The 14,986-nt window shown below is 60.1% G+C and carries 12 protein-coding genes; 9 read left to right on the top strand and 3 right to left on the bottom strand.

The window, feature by feature from the left end; genetic code table 11:
• Positions 1-234: 234 nt before the first annotated feature.
• A complete protein-coding gene (locus tag ASG55_RS18010) occupies positions 235-1,764 on the top strand; it encodes a DHA2 family efflux MFS transporter permease subunit (RefSeq protein ID WP_024013426.1) in 1,530 nt (509 codons plus the stop codon).
• A 179-nt stretch (positions 1,765-1,943) separates the two neighbouring features.
• Here ASG55_RS18010 and lpxH read toward each other — a convergent pair whose 3' ends face one another.
• A complete protein-coding gene (lpxH, locus tag ASG55_RS18015) occupies positions 1,944-2,690 on the bottom strand; it encodes a UDP-2,3-diacylglucosamine diphosphatase (protein WP_056788853.1) in 747 nt (248 codons plus the stop codon).
• Positions 2,687-3,193, bottom strand: a complete 507-nt coding sequence (locus ASG55_RS18020) for a peptidylprolyl isomerase (protein ID WP_056788856.1) — start codon at positions 3,191-3,193, stop codon at positions 2,687-2,689. The genes lpxH and ASG55_RS18020 overlap by 4 nt, the downstream gene beginning before the upstream one ends.
• 250 nt (positions 3,194-3,443) lie before the next feature.
• On the opposite strand from ASG55_RS18020, the gene ASG55_RS18025 reads away from it, so the two are divergent.
• Positions 3,444-5,141 carry a glutamine--tRNA ligase/YqeY domain fusion protein gene (locus ASG55_RS18025; protein WP_024013424.1) on the top strand — a complete coding sequence of 566 codons (1,698 nt, stop codon included), beginning with the start codon at positions 3,444-3,446 and terminating at the stop codon, positions 5,139-5,141.
• An 18-nt stretch (positions 5,142-5,159) separates the two neighbouring features.
• Positions 5,160-6,542 (top strand): cysteine--tRNA ligase, encoded by a 1,383-nt coding sequence (cysS, locus tag ASG55_RS18030; RefSeq protein ID WP_056788857.1) that lies wholly within the window; start codon positions 5,160-5,162, stop codon positions 6,540-6,542.
• A 181-nt stretch (positions 6,543-6,723) separates the two neighbouring features.
• Here cysS and ASG55_RS18035 read toward each other — a convergent pair whose 3' ends face one another.
• Positions 6,724-8,559, bottom strand: coding sequence for a sigma-54-dependent Fis family transcriptional regulator (locus tag ASG55_RS18035; RefSeq protein WP_056788860.1), 1,836 nt, complete (start codon positions 8,557-8,559; stop codon positions 6,724-6,726).
• Between the two features lie 321 nt (positions 8,560-8,880).
• Between ASG55_RS18035 and ASG55_RS18040 the strand changes: the two genes are divergently transcribed.
• The 6 genes from ASG55_RS18040 to ASG55_RS18065 are packed head-to-tail and all read left to right on the top strand — an operon-like array spanning position 8,881 to position 14,833.
• Complete coding sequence (locus ASG55_RS18040; RefSeq protein ID WP_016775291.1) at positions 8,881-9,975, top strand: ABC transporter ATP-binding protein; 1,095 nt, start codon at positions 8,881-8,883, stop codon at positions 9,973-9,975.
• Entirely contained in the window at positions 9,975-11,087 is a 1,113-nt protein-coding gene (locus tag ASG55_RS18045; RefSeq protein WP_016775290.1) for an ABC transporter ATP-binding protein, read from the top strand. Before ASG55_RS18040 ends, ASG55_RS18045 begins: the two co-directional genes overlap by 1 nt.
• Positions 11,084-11,950, top strand: coding sequence for a carbohydrate ABC transporter permease (locus ASG55_RS18050; RefSeq protein WP_007912484.1), 867 nt, complete (start codon positions 11,084-11,086; stop codon positions 11,948-11,950). Before ASG55_RS18045 ends, ASG55_RS18050 begins: the two co-directional genes overlap by 4 nt.
• Before the next feature lie 9 nt (positions 11,951-11,959).
• The gene (locus tag ASG55_RS18055) at positions 11,960-12,760 is read left to right on the top strand and encodes a carbohydrate ABC transporter permease (RefSeq protein WP_024013421.1); all 801 of its coding nucleotides are present in this window, start codon (positions 11,960-11,962) and stop codon (positions 12,758-12,760) included.
• Positions 12,761-12,770: 10 nt separating this feature from the next.
• Positions 12,771-13,043, top strand: a complete 273-nt coding sequence (locus ASG55_RS18060) for a DUF2160 domain-containing protein (RefSeq protein ID WP_038861868.1) — start codon at positions 12,771-12,773, stop codon at positions 13,041-13,043.
• A gap of 47 nt (positions 13,044-13,090) precedes the next feature.
• Entirely contained in the window at positions 13,091-14,833 is a 1,743-nt protein-coding gene (locus ASG55_RS18065) for an ABC transporter substrate-binding protein (protein WP_016775286.1), read from the top strand.
• Positions 14,834-14,986: the final 153 nt, after the last annotated feature.

A 14,986-nucleotide genomic window follows, 5' to 3' on the forward strand; every position in this document is an offset into this window, starting at 1 on the left:
ACACCGGATCAGAAGTAGGCTCTGTGGTGAGCGGTTATCTGTGGCGAGGGGATTTATCTGTGGCGAGGGGATTTATCCCCGCTGGACTGCGCAGCAGGCCCGTTTTTCCTGAGCCAAAAGAGGGGCCGCTTCGCGACCCAGCGGGGATAAATCCCCTCGCCACAAGGGCCTGTTACCACAGGGCCTGCTGTGTTCATCAGACCGCAGCGACCATCAGGTTTCATAGGATTCACAATGAGCAATAACGCTTCTTTCACGCCGCCCAGCCTGTTGCTCAGCACCATCGGCCTGTCGCTGGCGACGTTCATGCAAGTGCTCGACACGACCATCGCCAACGTGGCGCTGCCGACGATTTCCGGCAACCTCGGGGTGAGTTCGGAGCAGGGCACCTGGGTCATCACTTCGTTTGCCGTGAGCAACGCGATTGCGCTGCCGCTGACCGGTTGGCTCAGCCGCCGCTTCGGTGAGGTGAAGCTGTTTCTGTGGGCGACGATGCTGTTTGTGCTGGCGTCGTTTCTCTGCGGTATCTCCACTTCGATGCCTGAGCTGATCGGCTTTCGTGTGCTGCAAGGCCTGGTGGCCGGGCCGCTGTACCCGATGACGCAGACCCTGTTGATCGCGGTGTATCCGCCGGCGAAACGCGGGATGGCCCTGGCATTGCTGGCGATGGTCACGGTGGTCGCGCCGATTGCCGGGCCGATTCTCGGCGGCTGGATCACCGACAGTTACAGCTGGCCGTGGATCTTCTTCATCAACGTACCGATCGGCATCTTTGCGGTGATGGTGGTGCGTTCGCAACTGGCGAAACGGCCGGTGGTGACCAGTCGCCAGCCGATGGATTACGTCGGCCTGATCACCCTGATCATTGGCGTCGGCGCGTTGCAGGTGATCCTCGACAAGGGCAATGACCTGGACTGGTTCGAATCGAACTTCATCATCGTCGGCGCGGCGATTTCCGTGGTCGCGCTGGCGGTGTTCGTGATCTGGGAAATGACCGACCGCCATCCGGTGGTCAACCTGCGCCTGTTCGCCCATCGCAACTTCCGCATCGGCACGCTGGTGCTGGTCTTGGGTTACGCCGGGTTCTTCGGCATCAACCTGATCCTGCCGCAGTGGCTGCAAACGCAAATGGGTTACACCGCGACTTGGGCGGGACTTGCCGTGGCGCCGATCGGGATTCTGCCGGTGTTGCTGTCGCCATTTGTCGGCAAATACGCGCACAAGTTCGACCTGCGTCTGCTCGCCGGCATTGCGTTTTTGGCGATTGGCCTGAGCTGCTTCATGCGTGCCGAGTTCACCAACGAGGTCGACTTCCAGCACATCGCTCTGGTGCAGTTGTTCATGGGTATCGGTGTGGCGCTGTTCTTCATGCCGACCCTGAGTATTCTGATGTCGGACTTGCCGCCGAGCCAGATCGCTGATGGCGCAGGCCTGGCGACTTTCCTGCGGACACTGGGCGGCAGCTTTGCGGCGTCGTTGACCACCTGGATCTGGATTCGCCGGGCCGATCAGCATCATGCGTATATGAGCGAAAGCATCAGCACGTTTGAGCCTGCCACCCGCGAGACCTTGAATCAGTTGGGTGGAGCGAGTCAGTCGGCGTATGCGCAGATGGACCAGATCCTCACCAGCCAGGCGTACATGCTTTCGACCGTGGATTACTTCACGTTGCTAGGGTGGGGATTCATGGGGCTGATTTTGATTGTATGGCTGGCGAAACCGCCGTTTGCCGCCAAGGCCGGGCCGGCAGCTTCGGGGCACTAGAATCAAGAGCCCCTCACCCTAACCCTCTCCCGGAGGGAGAGGGGACTGACCGCGGTGCATGTTCGAGGTACATCGACTTGCGATACCGAGTCGAACTCAGGTTTTGAACTGCATGCGATCAGCTCCCTTTCCCCCTCGCCCCCCTGGGGGAGAGGGCTGGGGTGAGGGGGTAAAGCTCTTCAGCCGTGCGGCAATGCCAGCGGCGGGGCGAAATCGAATGGCGCCAAGGCATACCCGCTCTCATCCACCTGCAACGCCCAACCCTGACGATCCCAATCTCCCAGCACAATCCGCTTCGCCGCTTGTTCACCAAGCTGCAGCTTGTGAATTGCCGGGCGGTGGGTGTGGCCGTGGATCAGAGTCTTCACGCCAAATTCCTGCATCACTCGCGGAATCTCTTCCGGGGTGACATCGACGATGTCATTGGCCTTCATCCGCGTCTGTGCGCGGCTTTCGCTGCGTAGCTTGCGCGCCAGTTTATGGCGGCTGCGCAGTGGCAGGTGACGGAGGATGAACAGGGTGATCGGGTTACGCAGATAACGCCGCAGCTTCATATAGCCAACGTCGCGGGTACACAGGCTGTCGCCGTGCATCAGCAGCACCGGCTCGCCGTAGAACTGCACGACACTCGGGTCCTTCAGCAAGGTGCAGCCGGCCTGTTTGCAGAAGGCCTTGCCGAGCATGAAGTCGCGATTGCCGTGCATCAGGAATATGGCCGTGCCGCTGTCGCTCAAATCGCGCAGGGCCTGGCAGATGGAACGCTGAAAGGGCGTCATGGCGTCGTCGCCAATCCACGCCTCGAAGAAGTCGCCGAGGATGTACAACGCACTCGCCGAGCGGGCGCGTCCGGCGAGCAAATCCAGAAACGCCCGGGTAATGTCCGGGCGCTCCTCTTCCAGATGCAAGTCTGAAATCAGCAATATCACGCTGCGATGATCTCGGCTTTCTCGATGATCACGTCGTCTGCTGGTACGTCCTGATGGCCGGCCTTGGAAGTGGTCGACACGCCTTTGATCTTGTCGACAACGTCGGTGCCGGCGGTGACTTTACCGAATACCGCGTAGCCCCAGCCCTGAGTGGTCTTGCCGCTGTGGTTGAGGAAGGTGTTGTCGGCGACGTTGATGAAGAACTGCGCCGAAGCCGAATGCGGCTCCATGGTGCGGGCCATGGCGACGGTGTATTTGTCGTTGGAGAGACCGTTGTCCGCTTCGTTCTGGATGCTTGGACGCTTGTCTTTCTTTTCTTTCATGCCAGGCTCGAAACCGCCGCCCTGGATCATGAAGTTACCGATGACGCGGTGGAATACGGTGTTGGTGTAGTGACCGGCGTTGACGTACTCGATGAAGTTGGCAACGGTGATCGGTGCCTTTTCAGCGTTCAGTTCGATGACGATGTCGCCATGGTTGGTGGTCAGTTTGACTTGAGTCATGATCGCTACTCTTCTGAGGAATTCGTGGTTCTGGGACATTGAGCCCCACAACCGGTTCAGCCTGCTTCGGCCAAGGTGCGCAGTTTAGCGTGACAGGCGCGAATTTCGAGGCGGTTTTTCATTTCCCGGCGATTAAATGCATGCCTTTATAAGAGCTGCTCTGTCAGGCCCTTGACAGCATCGGCTATGATAGCGGCTTTGTTTTGTCTGGCCCCTCTTTGCGGCCGCGCACCTGTACGTCAAGGATCCTATGAGCAAGCCCACTGTCGACCCTACCTCGAATGCCAAGTCCGGCCCTGCCGTGCCGGTCAACTTCCTGCGGCCGATCATCCAGGCAGACCTGGACTCGGGCAAGCACACCCAGATCGTGACTCGCTTCCCGCCGGAGCCTAACGGCTATCTGCACATCGGCCACGCCAAGTCGATCTGCGTCAACTTCGGCCTGGCCCAGGAGTTCGGTGGCGTCACGCACCTGCGTTTCGACGACACCAACCCGGCCAAGGAAGATCAGGAATACATCGACGCCATCGAAAGCGACGTCAAATGGCTGGGCTTCGAATGGTCCGGTGAAGTGCGCTACGCCTCGCAGTATTTCGACCAGTTGCACGACTGGGCCGTCGAGCTGATCAAGGCCGGCAAGGCCTACGTCGACGACCTGACGCCGGAACAGGCCAAGGAATACCGTGGCAGCCTGACCGAGCCGGGCAAGAACAGCCCGTTCCGTGACCGTTCGGTTGAGGAAAACCTCGACCTGTTCGCGCGCATGAAGGCCGGTGAATTCCCGGACGGCGCCCGCGTGCTGCGGGCGAAGATCGACATGGCCTCGCCGAACATGAACCTGCGCGACCCGATCATGTATCGCATCCGCCACGCCCATCACCACCAGACCGGTGACAAGTGGTGCATCTACCCGAACTACGACTTCACCCACGGTCAGTCGGACGCCATCGAAGGCATCACGCATTCGATCTGCACCCTCGAGTTCGAAAGCCATCGCCCGCTGTACGAATGGTTCCTGGAGAACCTGCCGGTGCCGGCGAACCCGCGCCAGTACGAGTTCAGCCGTCTGAACCTGAACTACACGATCACCAGCAAGCGCAAGCTCAAGCAACTGGTTGACGAGAAGCACGTCAATGGCTGGGACGATCCGCGCATGTCCACGCTGTCGGGCTTCCGCCGCCGTGGCTACACGCCGAAATCGATCCGCAACTTCTGCGAAATGATCGGCACCAACCGGTCCGACGGCGTGGTCGATTTCGGCATGCTCGAATTCAGCATCCGTGACGACCTCGACCACAGCGCCCCGCGCGCCATGTGCGTGCTGCGTCCGCTGAAAGTCGTCATCACCAACTACCCGGAAGGCCAGGTCGAAAACCTCGAACTGCCACGCCATCCGAAAGAAGACATGGGCGTGCGCGCGTTGCCATTCGCTCGGGAAATCTACATCGACCGTGAAGACTTCATGGAAGAGCCGCCGAAGGGCTACAAGCGCCTGGAACCGGCCGGTGAAGTGCGTCTGCGTGGCAGCTACGTGATCCGCGCCGACGAAGCGATCAAGGACGCCGACGGCAACATCGTCGAACTGCGTTGCTCGTACGACCCGGATACCCTGGGCAAGAACCCGGAAGGGCGCAAGGTCAAGGGCGTGATCCACTGGGTGCCGGCCGCCGCCAGCGTCGAGTGCGAAGTACGTCTGTACGATCGCCTGTTCCGTTCGCCGAACCCGGAAAAGGCCGAAGACAGCGCCAGCTTCCTCGACAACATCAACCCTGACTCGCTGCAAGTGCTGACCGGTTGTCGCGCTGAGCCATCGCTCGGCAACGCACAGCCGGAAGACCGTTTCCAGTTCGAGCGCGAAGGCTACTTTGTCGCGGACCTCAAGGACTCGAAACCCGGTCAGCCGGTATTCAACCGTACCGTGACCCTGCGTGATTCGTGGGGCCAGTGAGTGAGTCAAGGAACTAACGTGCTAACGATCTACAACACGCTCACCAAGAGCAAAGAAGTCTTCAAGCCGCTGGATGGCAACAAGGTGCGCATGTACGTCTGCGGGATGACCGTGTACGACTACTGCCACCTCGGCCACGGCCGCAGCATGGTTGCGTTCGACCTGGTGACGCGCTGGCTGCGCTTCAGCGGTTATGACCTGACCTACGTGCGCAACATCACCGACATCGACGACAAGATCATCAATCGCGCCCGCGAGAACGGTGAGTCGTTCGAAGCGCTGACCGAGCGCATGATCGCCGCGATGCACGAAGACGAAGCGCGCCTGAACATCCAGAAGCCGGACATGGAACCGCGCGCCACCGATCACATCGCTGGCATGCACGCGATGATCCAGACCCTGATCGACAAGGGCTACGCCTACGCGCCGGGCAATGGCGACGTGTACTATCGCGTCGCCAAGTTCATGGGCTACGGCAAGCTGTCGCGCAAGAAGATCGAAGATTTGCGCATCGGTGCGCGCATCGAGGTCGACGAGTCGAAACAAGACCCGCTCGATTTCGTTTTGTGGAAAGCCGCCAAGCCGGGCGAGCCGAGCTGGGAATCGCCATGGGGCGCCGGGCGTCCGGGCTGGCACATCGAGTGCTCGGTGATGTCGACCTGCTGCCTCGGTGAGACTTTCGATATTCATGGCGGCGGCAGCGACCTGGAGTTCCCGCACCACGAAAACGAAATCGCCCAGAGCGAAGCGGCCACCGGCAAGACCTACGCCAACGCGTGGATGCATTGCGGCATGATTCGCATCAATGGCGAGAAGATGTCCAAGTCCTTGAACAACTTCTTCACCATCCGCGACGTGCTCGACAAGTACCACCCGGAAGTGGTGCGTTACCTGTTGGTCTCGAGCCACTACCGCAGCGCGATCAACTATTCGGAAGACAACCTCAAGGACGCCAAGGGCGCACTGGAGCGTTTCTACCATGCGCTGAAAGGCCTGCCGAGCGTGGCGCCGGCCGGTGGCGAGGCGTTCGTCGAGCGTTTCACCACGGTGATGAACGACGACTTCGGCACCCCTGAAGCGTGCGCTGTGCTGTTCGAGATGGTGCGCGAGATCAACCGTCTGCGCGAGAGCGATCTTGATGCAGCGGCGGGGCTGGCGGCACGTCTGAAAGAACTGGCGAGTGTGCTGGGGGTGTTGCAACTTGAGGCCGATGACTTCCTGCAGGCGGGCGCTGAAGGGCGTGTCGATGCGGCTGAAGTCGATGCGCTGATCGCGGCGCGTCTGGCGGCTCGGGCGGGCAAGGATTGGGCTGAGTCCGATCGTATCCGTGATCAGCTGACGGCGATGGGTGTCGTGCTGGAAGACGGCAAGGGTGGGACTACCTGGCGTCTGGCTGACTAAGGCCCAGAGCCCCTACCATGATCGTTCCCACGCTCTGCGTGGGAATGCCTCAACGGACGCTCCGCGTTCGGCTCTGTAGGGACGCGGAGCGTCCCGGGCTGCATTCCCACGCGGAGCGTGGGAACGATCGATCCCCTGTGGGAGCGAGCCTGCTCGCGAAGAGGCCCGTCCAGACAACTTGTCATTCAGCCTGCCGCAACCGCTTGTACAGCGTATTGCGGCTAACCCCCAGCCGCCGCGCCAGATGCGAAATATTCCCCCCGGCCGCCTTCAACTCCCTGTTCAACGCCTCAACATCATTCAAATCCAGCCCCAGCGGCGCCGCTGTTTCCACCGGCTCCATCTCCAGATCGACAAAAAAATCATCCGGCAAATGCTCCGGTCGCACTGGTTGTTCCTCGGCCATGGCCAGCGCCACCTGCATCACGCTGCTGACCTGACGCAAATTCCCCGGCCACGGATGCTTTTCAAACAGCTCCAACACCTCCGGGCTCAGCCCTGCCCATTGCGTTGGCTCGCGATGCTGCTCCCACAGCCGTTTGAACAGCGCCTGCTTGTCACTGCGCTCGCGTAACGGCGGCAGCTCCAGGGTCAGGCCGCCGATGCGGTAGTACAAATCTTCGCGGAATCGGCCCAGTTGCACCTGCTCGCGCAACGAACGGTTGGTCGCGGAAATGATCCGCAAATCAACCGGGAACAACTCGCTGCTGCCCACCGGCTGCACGCAGCGCTCCTGCAACACACGTAACAAACGCGCCTGGGTCGGCAGCGGCATGTCACCGATCTCGTCGAGAAACAGCGTGCCTTTGTCGGCCTTGCGGATCAGGCCGATGCTGCCTTTCTGGTTGGCCCCGGTGAACGCGCCTTTCTCGTAACCGAACAACTCAGACTCGACCAGTTCAGCGGGGATCGCCGCACAGTTCACCGCGATGAATGCCTGTTTTTGCCGGGAGCTGGCTTGGTGCAAGGCTTTGACGAACACTTCCTTGCCGACGCCGGTTTCACCGTGAATCAGTAGCGGAATGTCTTTCTCCAGCAAACGCTCGGCCTGGCGCACGGCTTTTTCCACGCGGCTGTCGCCGAAATGCAGCGTATTGAGACTGATCGCACTGGCTGACGCAGGCTTGTCCTCGGCGACAAACACCCGCGCCTGCACCAGTGCCTGTTTCGGCCGTTTCAGCAAACACTGGAAACGGTTGCGTCCAGAGGTCTGCAGGGCGAATGGCAAACCCTCGGGCTGATTGATCAACTCCAGCAGCGACACCTTGAACAGGCTTTCAACGCTGACTCGGGACAAACGCACACCGAGCAAATTATCGGCGCGGCGATTGGCCGACAGCACCTGTCCGCTCTCATCGAAAATCAACAACCCGGCCCACTGGCTGTCGAGGTTGTTCAACCCGGTGTTGAAAGTCAGTTGAAAATGCTGGCCATGGAACAGGTTGAGGATCAGCCGGTTTTCCACGGTCTGGCTCATCATCTTGACCATGCCCAGAGTGTGCGAGGGCGGCAGGTAGCTGTCGCTGGAGACATCGAGCACGGCGATGACCTTGCGCTCGGCGTCGAAAATCGGCGCGGCGGAGCCGGTCATGAAGCGGTTGGCCTTGAGGAAGTGTTCATCGTGTTCGATGTGCACCGCCTGCTCACAGGCCAGTGCGGTGCCGATCGCGTTGGTGCCGCTGCTGCGCTCCATCCAGCTCGCCCCGGCCTGAAAGCCCCGGGCCAGATTCGGTTCGATAAAGCGCTGTGTGCCCCATGAGGTCAGCACCTGGCCCTGATTGTCGGCGAGCATGATCAGGCAGTTGGAATTGCTGAGGATGTTTTCGTAGTAGGGCAGGACTTCCTGATGCGTGGTCTGCACCAGCGAATGATGGCTGTCGAGCAACCGCGCAATGCCGGCGGCGGGCAATTGATCGAAGGCCGGGGCGCTCTGGTGGTCGAGGCCGAACGCGCGGCAACGTTGCCAGGAGGTCTGGACGATCGCGTCGTGGGACAGCGGCGAAGCAGGTGCGGCCATGGGGGCGAGCCTCTGAGTGCAGCGATTTTATTATTGTTATGAGCCCGATCTTCAAAACTACACAGATCCCCTGTGGGAGCGAGCAGGCTCGCTCCCACAGGGGATCCATTTTGCATTCAGGATTGGGCAAAAGCGTGCATAGAGTGTTGTTCACTATTGTTCATTGTCAATCACCCCGACTGTTCAAAAGTGTTCAGCTGTGAACGCCGCTTGCCCCCGTAAACACTGCTTCTCAAGACAAATCAAGCACTTGCCATTTCTGGCACGAATGTCGCTCTGTTGCTCCGGTCGCTTGACTCCAAAAATAAAAAAGGCCGAGCCATGTCACTCACCCTGGAGCACGTCAGCCGTACCGTCGAGGGCCAGATCTGGATCGACGATGCGTGCCTGAAATTCGAACCCGGATCCTTCAACGTTCTGCTCGGGCGCACCCTGTCCGGCAAGACCAGCCTCATGCGCCTGATGGCCGGCCTCGACAAGCCTGACAGCGGCCGCGTGCTGATGAACGGCGTCGACGTCACCCAGCGCCCGGTGCGGCTGCGCAACGTGTCGATGGTCTATCAGCAGTTCATCAATTACCCGACCATGACGGTGTTCGAGAACATCGCCTCGCCACTGCGTCAGGCCGGCATCTCGAAAGAGATCATCCACAGCAAGGTGCAGGAAACCGCACGCATGCTGCGCATCGAGAAGTTCTTGCAGCGCTATCCGCTGGAGCTCTCCGGCGGCCAGCAACAGCGCACGGCCATGGCCCGCGCGCTGGTCAAGGATGCTGAGCTGATCCTCTTCGACGAGCCGTTGGTCAACCTCGACTACAAGCTGCGCGAAGAGCTGCGTCAGGAAATGCGCGAGCTGTTCAAGGCCCGCCACACCATCGCCATCTACGCCACCACCGAACCCAACGAAGCGCTGGCCCTCGGCGGCACCACCACCATCCTGCACGAAGGCCGGGTGATCCAGAGCGGGCCGTCGACCGAGGTCTATCACCAGCCGCAGTCGGTGCTCGCCGCTGAATTGTTCTCCGAACCGCCGATCAACCTGATGCCGGGACGCATTGCCGGCAACGAAGTCAGCTTTGCCAACTTCGTCCACTTCCCGCTGAACGTCGATCTGCGCCCGGTAGGCGAGGGCGAGTTCCGCTTCGGCGTGCGCCCGAGTCATATCTCGCTGGTGCCGAGCAACGATGACGATCTCGAATTGGCCGTGACCGTGGAGGTCGCCGAAATCAGCGGTTCGGAAACCTTCCTGCATGTGCGCAACGAGCATTTCCTGCTGGTGCTGCACTTGCCGGGTGTTCATGAATACGACGTCGATGCGCCGATCCGCATCTATATCCCGACCCACAAACTGTTCGTTTTCGATGCGCAGGGCCGTCTGGTGCAAGCACCGGGCCGGCGTGTCGCGAGGGTTGCCTGATGGCCGAAATCCGTTTGCAACACCTCGCCCACAGCTACAGCAAAACCCCGAGCGGCGCGGAGGATTATGCGATCCGCGAGATGGATCACGTCTGGGAGCAGGGTGGCGCCTATGCTTTGCTCGGCCCGTCCGGTTGCGGCAAGTCGACTTTGCTCAACATTATTTCCGGCCTGCTCAGCCCGTCCCAGGGCCACGTGTTGTTTGACGGCAAAGCAGTCAACGACCTCACGCCGGAGAAGCGCAACATCGCCCAGGTTTTCCAGTTTCCGGTGGTCTACGACACCATGACCGTGTTCGACAACCTCGCTTTCCCGCTGCGAAACCAGGGCATGGCCGAGGCGAAAGTGCACAGCAAGGTGCAGGAAATTGCCGAAGTGCTCGACCTGCAGAATCTGCTGAGCAAGAAGGCGCGCAATCTCACCGCCGACGAAAAGCAGAAAGTCTCCATGGGTCGTGGCCTGGTGCGCGATGACGTCTCGGCAATCCTCTTCGATGAGCCGCTGACGGTGATCGACCCGCACCTGAAGTGGAAGCTGCGGCGCAAGCTCAAGCAGATCCACGAGCAATTCAACATCACCATGGTCTACGTCACCCACGATCAACTGGAAGCCTCGACCTTCGCTGACAAGATCGCGGTGATGTACGGCGGCCAGATCGTCCAGTTCGGTACGCCACGGGAATTGTTCGAACGGCCGAGCCACACCTTTGTCGGCTATTTCATCGGCAGCCCGGGGATGAATCTGATTGAGGTGCAGCCGCAGCCCGGAGGCGTCGGTTTCGCCTCGACGCACTTGCCGTTGTCCGACGCCTTGCAGCGCCATATCGAGCACGGCCAGTGGAAAAATCTCAAGGTCGGCATCCGCCCGGAGTTCATTCATGTGTGGGACGAGCCGTTTGACGATGCGATGCAGGCCAAAGTCGTACACGTCGAAGACCTCGGCACCTACAAGATCATGACTCTCAATCTCGACGGCGCGCCTTTGAAAGTGCGCCTGGCAGAAGACAAGCCGGTACCCCAGGGCACCGCGTACATCAGTTTCCCGGCGCAATGGCTGATGGTCTATGCCGACGAATTTCTCCTGGAAGTCAGCGACGAGGAGGCGCAGCCATGAACAAAGTGCAGAACAACAAGGCCTGGTGGCTGGTGTTGCCGGTGTTCCTGCTGGTGGCGTTCAGTGCGGTGATCCCGATGATGACCGTGGTCAACTATTCGGTGCAGGACATCTTCGACCAGTCCAGCCGCTACTTCGTCGGTGCCGATTGGTACAAGCAAGTGCTGCTTGATCCGCGTCTGCACGACTCGCTGCTGCGCCAGTTCATCTACTCGGCGTGCGTGCTGCTGATCGAAATCCCGCTGGGCATCGCCGTCGCGCTGACCATGCCGACCAAGGGCCGCTGGTCTTCGGTGGTGCTGATCATTCTGGCGATTCCGCTGCTGATTCCGTGGAACGTGGTCGGCACCATCTGGCAGATCTTCGGCCGCGCCGACATCGGTCTGCTCGGTTCCAGCCTCAACGCGATGGGCATCAGCTACAACTACGCGGCCAACACCATGGACGCCTGGGTGACGGTGCTGGTGATGGACGTCTGGCATTGGACTTCTCTGGTCGCGCTGCTGTGTTTCTCCGGCCTGCGGGCGATTCCCGACGTCTATTACCAGGCCGCGCGCATCGATCGCGCCTCGGCGTGGGCGGTGTTCCGCCACATTCAGTTGCCCAAGCTGAAAAGCGTGCTGCTGATCGCGGTGATGCTGCGCTTCATGGACAGTTTCATGATCTACACCGAGCCGTTCGTGCTCACCGGTGGCGGGCCGGGCAATGCCACGACCTTCTTGAGTCAGACGTTGACGCAGATGGCCGTAGGGCAATTCGACCTCGGTCCGGCAGCGGCGTTTTCGCTGGTGTACTTCCTGATCATCCTGTTGGTGTCGTGGCTGTTCTATACCGCCATGACGCACTCCGACGCCAACCGCTGAGGCCCGGCCATGAGCAAGAAAAAGCTTATTCCGTTGCTGGTGTACATCCTGTTCCTGCTGGTGCCGATCTACTGGCTGTTGAACATGTCGTTCAAGAGCAACACCGAAATCCTCGGCGGCCTGACGCTTTTCCCACAGGACTTCACGCTGGCGAACTACAAGGTGATCTTCACTGATCCGAGCTGGTACACCGGCTACTTGAACTCGCTGTATTACGTCAGCCTCAACACGGTGATTTCCCTGAGCGTGGCGTTACCGGCGGCTTATGCGTTTTCACGCTATCGTTTCCTCGGCGACAAGCATCTGTTCTTCTGGCTGCTGACCAACCGCATGGCGCCGCCGGCGGTGTTCTTGCTGCCGTTCTTTCAGTTGTATTCGTCGATCGGCCTGTTCGACACGCACATCGCCGTGGCTTTGGCGCACTGCCTGTTCAACGTGCCGCTGGCGGTGTGGATTCTGGAAGGTTTCATGTCTGGCGTGCCCAAGGAGATCGACGAAACGGCCTACATCGACGGCTACAGTTTCCCCAAGTTCTTCGTGAAGATTTTCATCCCGTTGATCGGCTCCGGTATCGGCGTCACGGCGTTTTTCTGCTTCATGTTTTCCTGGGTCGAGCTGCTGCTGGCGCGCACGCTGACCTCGGTCAACGCCAAACCGATTGCGGCGGTGATGACACGCACGGTGTCGGCGTCGGGGATCGATTGGGGCGTGCTGGCAGCGGCGGGGGTGTTGACCATCCTGCCGGGCATGCTGGTGATCTGGTTTGTACGCAACCACGTGGCCAAGGGCTTTGCCCTCGGTCGAGTCTGAGGAGCTGATGATGGAATGGATGAGCTGGACGACACCGACCGCCGCGTTCTTCATCGGCATCGGTCTGATTCTGGTGGGCATGACCACCTGGGAATTGCGCTCGCCGAGCATTCTGCGGCGCGGGTTTCTGCCGATTGCCACCACCCGTGGCGATCGTTTGTTTATCGGTCTTCTCGGCAGCGCCTACCTGCATTTGCTGGTAATCGGCGTCACCGACTGGAGCATCTGGGTGGCGTCCGCGTTGTCCCTGGTGTGGCTGTTGGCTGTGATGCGTTGGGGCTAGTCGAATCGTTCGGCAACGCGGCTCCACAACTTAAACAGGAGGTCTCTATGTTCGATAAAAACAATAAGCTGCGACATAGCATTTCATTGGCAGCCATGCTGGCACTCAGCGGTCTGAGCGCATCTGCCTGGGCCGACGCCTATGAAGATGCGGCGAAAAAATGGATCGGCAGCGAGTTCAAGCCCTCGACCCTGACGGCCGAACAGCAGCTCGAAGAACTGAAGTGGTTCATCAAGGCCGCCGAGCCGTTTCGCGGCATGGACATCAAGGTCGTTTCCGAAACCCTGACCACCCACGAATACGAGTCCAAGGTGCTGGCCAAGGCCTTCAGCGAAATCACCGGGATCAAACTCACCCACGACCTGCTGCAGGAAGGCGACGTGGTCGAGAAAATGCAGACGGTGATGCAGTCGGACAAGAACATCTATGACGGCTGGGTCAACGACTCTGACCTCATCGGCACGCACTTTCGCTACGGCAAGACCGAATCGATCACCGACCTGATGGCCAACGAAGGCAAGAACTTCACCTCGCCAACCCTCGACATCAAGGACTTCATCGGCATCTCTTTCACCACCGCGCCGGACGGCAAAATCTATCAACTGCCCGACCAGCAGTTCGCCAACCTGTACTGGTTCCGCGCCGACTGGTTCGAGCGCGCCGATCTGAAAGCCAAGTTCAAGGAAAAATACGGCTACGAATTAGGCGTGCCGGTGAACTGGTCGGCCTATGAAGACATTGCCAAATTCTTCAGCGAAGACGTCAAGGAAATCGACGGCAAACGCGTCTACGGCCACATGGATTACGGCAAGAAAGACCCGTCGCTGGGCTGGCGTTTCACCGATGCCTGGTTCTCCATGGCCGGTGGCGGCGACAAGGGACTGCCCAACGGCTTGCCGGTGGACGAGTGGGGCATCCGCGTCGAGGACTGCCACCCGGTCGGTTCCAGCGTGACCCGTGGCGGCGACACCAACGGCCCGGCGGCGGTGTTTGCCACCACCAAATACGTCGACTGGCTGAAGAAATATGCGCCACCGGAAGCGGCCGGCATGACCTTCTCCGAGTCCGGCCCGGTGCCCTCGCAGGGCAACATCGCCCAGCAGATCTTCTGGTACACCGCGTTCACCGCCGACATGACCAAACCCGGTCTACCGGTGGTCAACGCCGACGGCACGCCGAAATGGCGCATGGCGCCGTCGCCTAAAGGCCCGTATTGGGAAGAGGGTATGAAGCTCGGCTATCAGGATGTGGGGTCGTGGACGTTCATGAAATCCACGCCTGAGAAACAGAAACTTGCGGCGTGGCTGTACGCGCAGTTCGTCACGTCGAAAACTGTTTCGCTGAAGAAAACCATCGTCGGTCTGACACCTATTCGCGAGTCGGACATCAACTCGCAGGCCATGACCGATCTGGCGCCGAAACTCGGTGGTCTGGTCGAGTTCTATCGCAGCCCGGCCCGCGTGCAATGGTCGCCGACCGGCACCAACGTGCCCGACTATCCACGTCTCGCTCAGCTGTGGTGGAGCCATATCGCCGAAGCCGCCAGCGGCGAGAAAACACCGCAACAAGCGCTTGATGGCCTGGCCAAGGATCAGGACCGCATCATGGAACGCCTCGAACGCTCCAAGGCCCAGGCCACTTGCGCACCGAAGATGAACCCGGAACGCGATGCGCAATACTGGTTCGATCAACCGGGCGCACCGAAGCCGAAACTGGCCAACGAGAAGCCGAAGGGCGAAACCGTGAGCTATAGCGAACTGCTGAAGTCCTGGGCGGATGCGCGCAAGTGATGTCGGAAATGTAAGAAGCGAACGGCACCGGAAGGTGCCGTTTGCTTTTCTCCCCATTTATTTGAATCGACAGCGGTCTGGCTCCCTTGTGTTTCGTGGTGCGCGCATTTCGCACACCGCGAATTCCCATCGAAGAGTTGCGGGGGATTGCAA

This window comes from Pseudomonas sp. Leaf434, from assembly GCF_001425545.1.
Classification (GTDB): domain Bacteria; phylum Pseudomonadota; class Gammaproteobacteria; order Pseudomonadales; family Pseudomonadaceae; genus Aquipseudomonas; species Aquipseudomonas siliginis.

What these genes read in the sequence shown, in the direction of transcription:
- ASG55_RS18025 (WP_024013424.1), top strand. Translation starts at nt 3,444, where the DNA reads ATGAGCAAGCCCACTGTCGACCCTACCTCGAATGCCAAGTCCGGCCCT.
- ASG55_RS18050 (WP_007912484.1), top strand. Translation starts at nt 11,084, where the DNA reads ATGAACAAAGTGCAGAACAACAAGGCCTGGTGGCTGGTGTTGCCGGTG.
- ASG55_RS18010 (WP_024013426.1), top strand. Translation starts at nt 235, where the DNA reads ATGAGCAATAACGCTTCTTTCACGCCGCCCAGCCTGTTGCTCAGCACC.
- ASG55_RS18035 (WP_056788860.1), bottom strand. Translation starts at nt 8,559, where the DNA reads ATGGCCGCACCTGCTTCGCCGCTGTCCCACGACGCGATCGTCCAGACC.
- ASG55_RS18055 (WP_024013421.1), top strand. Translation starts at nt 11,960, where the DNA reads ATGAGCAAGAAAAAGCTTATTCCGTTGCTGGTGTACATCCTGTTCCTG.
- ASG55_RS18020 (WP_056788856.1), bottom strand. Translation starts at nt 3,193, where the DNA reads ATGACTCAAGTCAAACTGACCACCAACCATGGCGACATCGTCATCGAA.
- ASG55_RS18060 (WP_038861868.1), top strand. Translation starts at nt 12,771, where the DNA reads ATGGAATGGATGAGCTGGACGACACCGACCGCCGCGTTCTTCATCGGC.
- ASG55_RS18040 (WP_016775291.1), top strand. Translation starts at nt 8,881, where the DNA reads ATGTCACTCACCCTGGAGCACGTCAGCCGTACCGTCGAGGGCCAGATC.
- ASG55_RS18065 (WP_016775286.1), top strand. Translation starts at nt 13,091, where the DNA reads ATGTTCGATAAAAACAATAAGCTGCGACATAGCATTTCATTGGCAGCC.
- ASG55_RS18045 (WP_016775290.1), top strand. Translation starts at nt 9,975, where the DNA reads ATGGCCGAAATCCGTTTGCAACACCTCGCCCACAGCTACAGCAAAACC.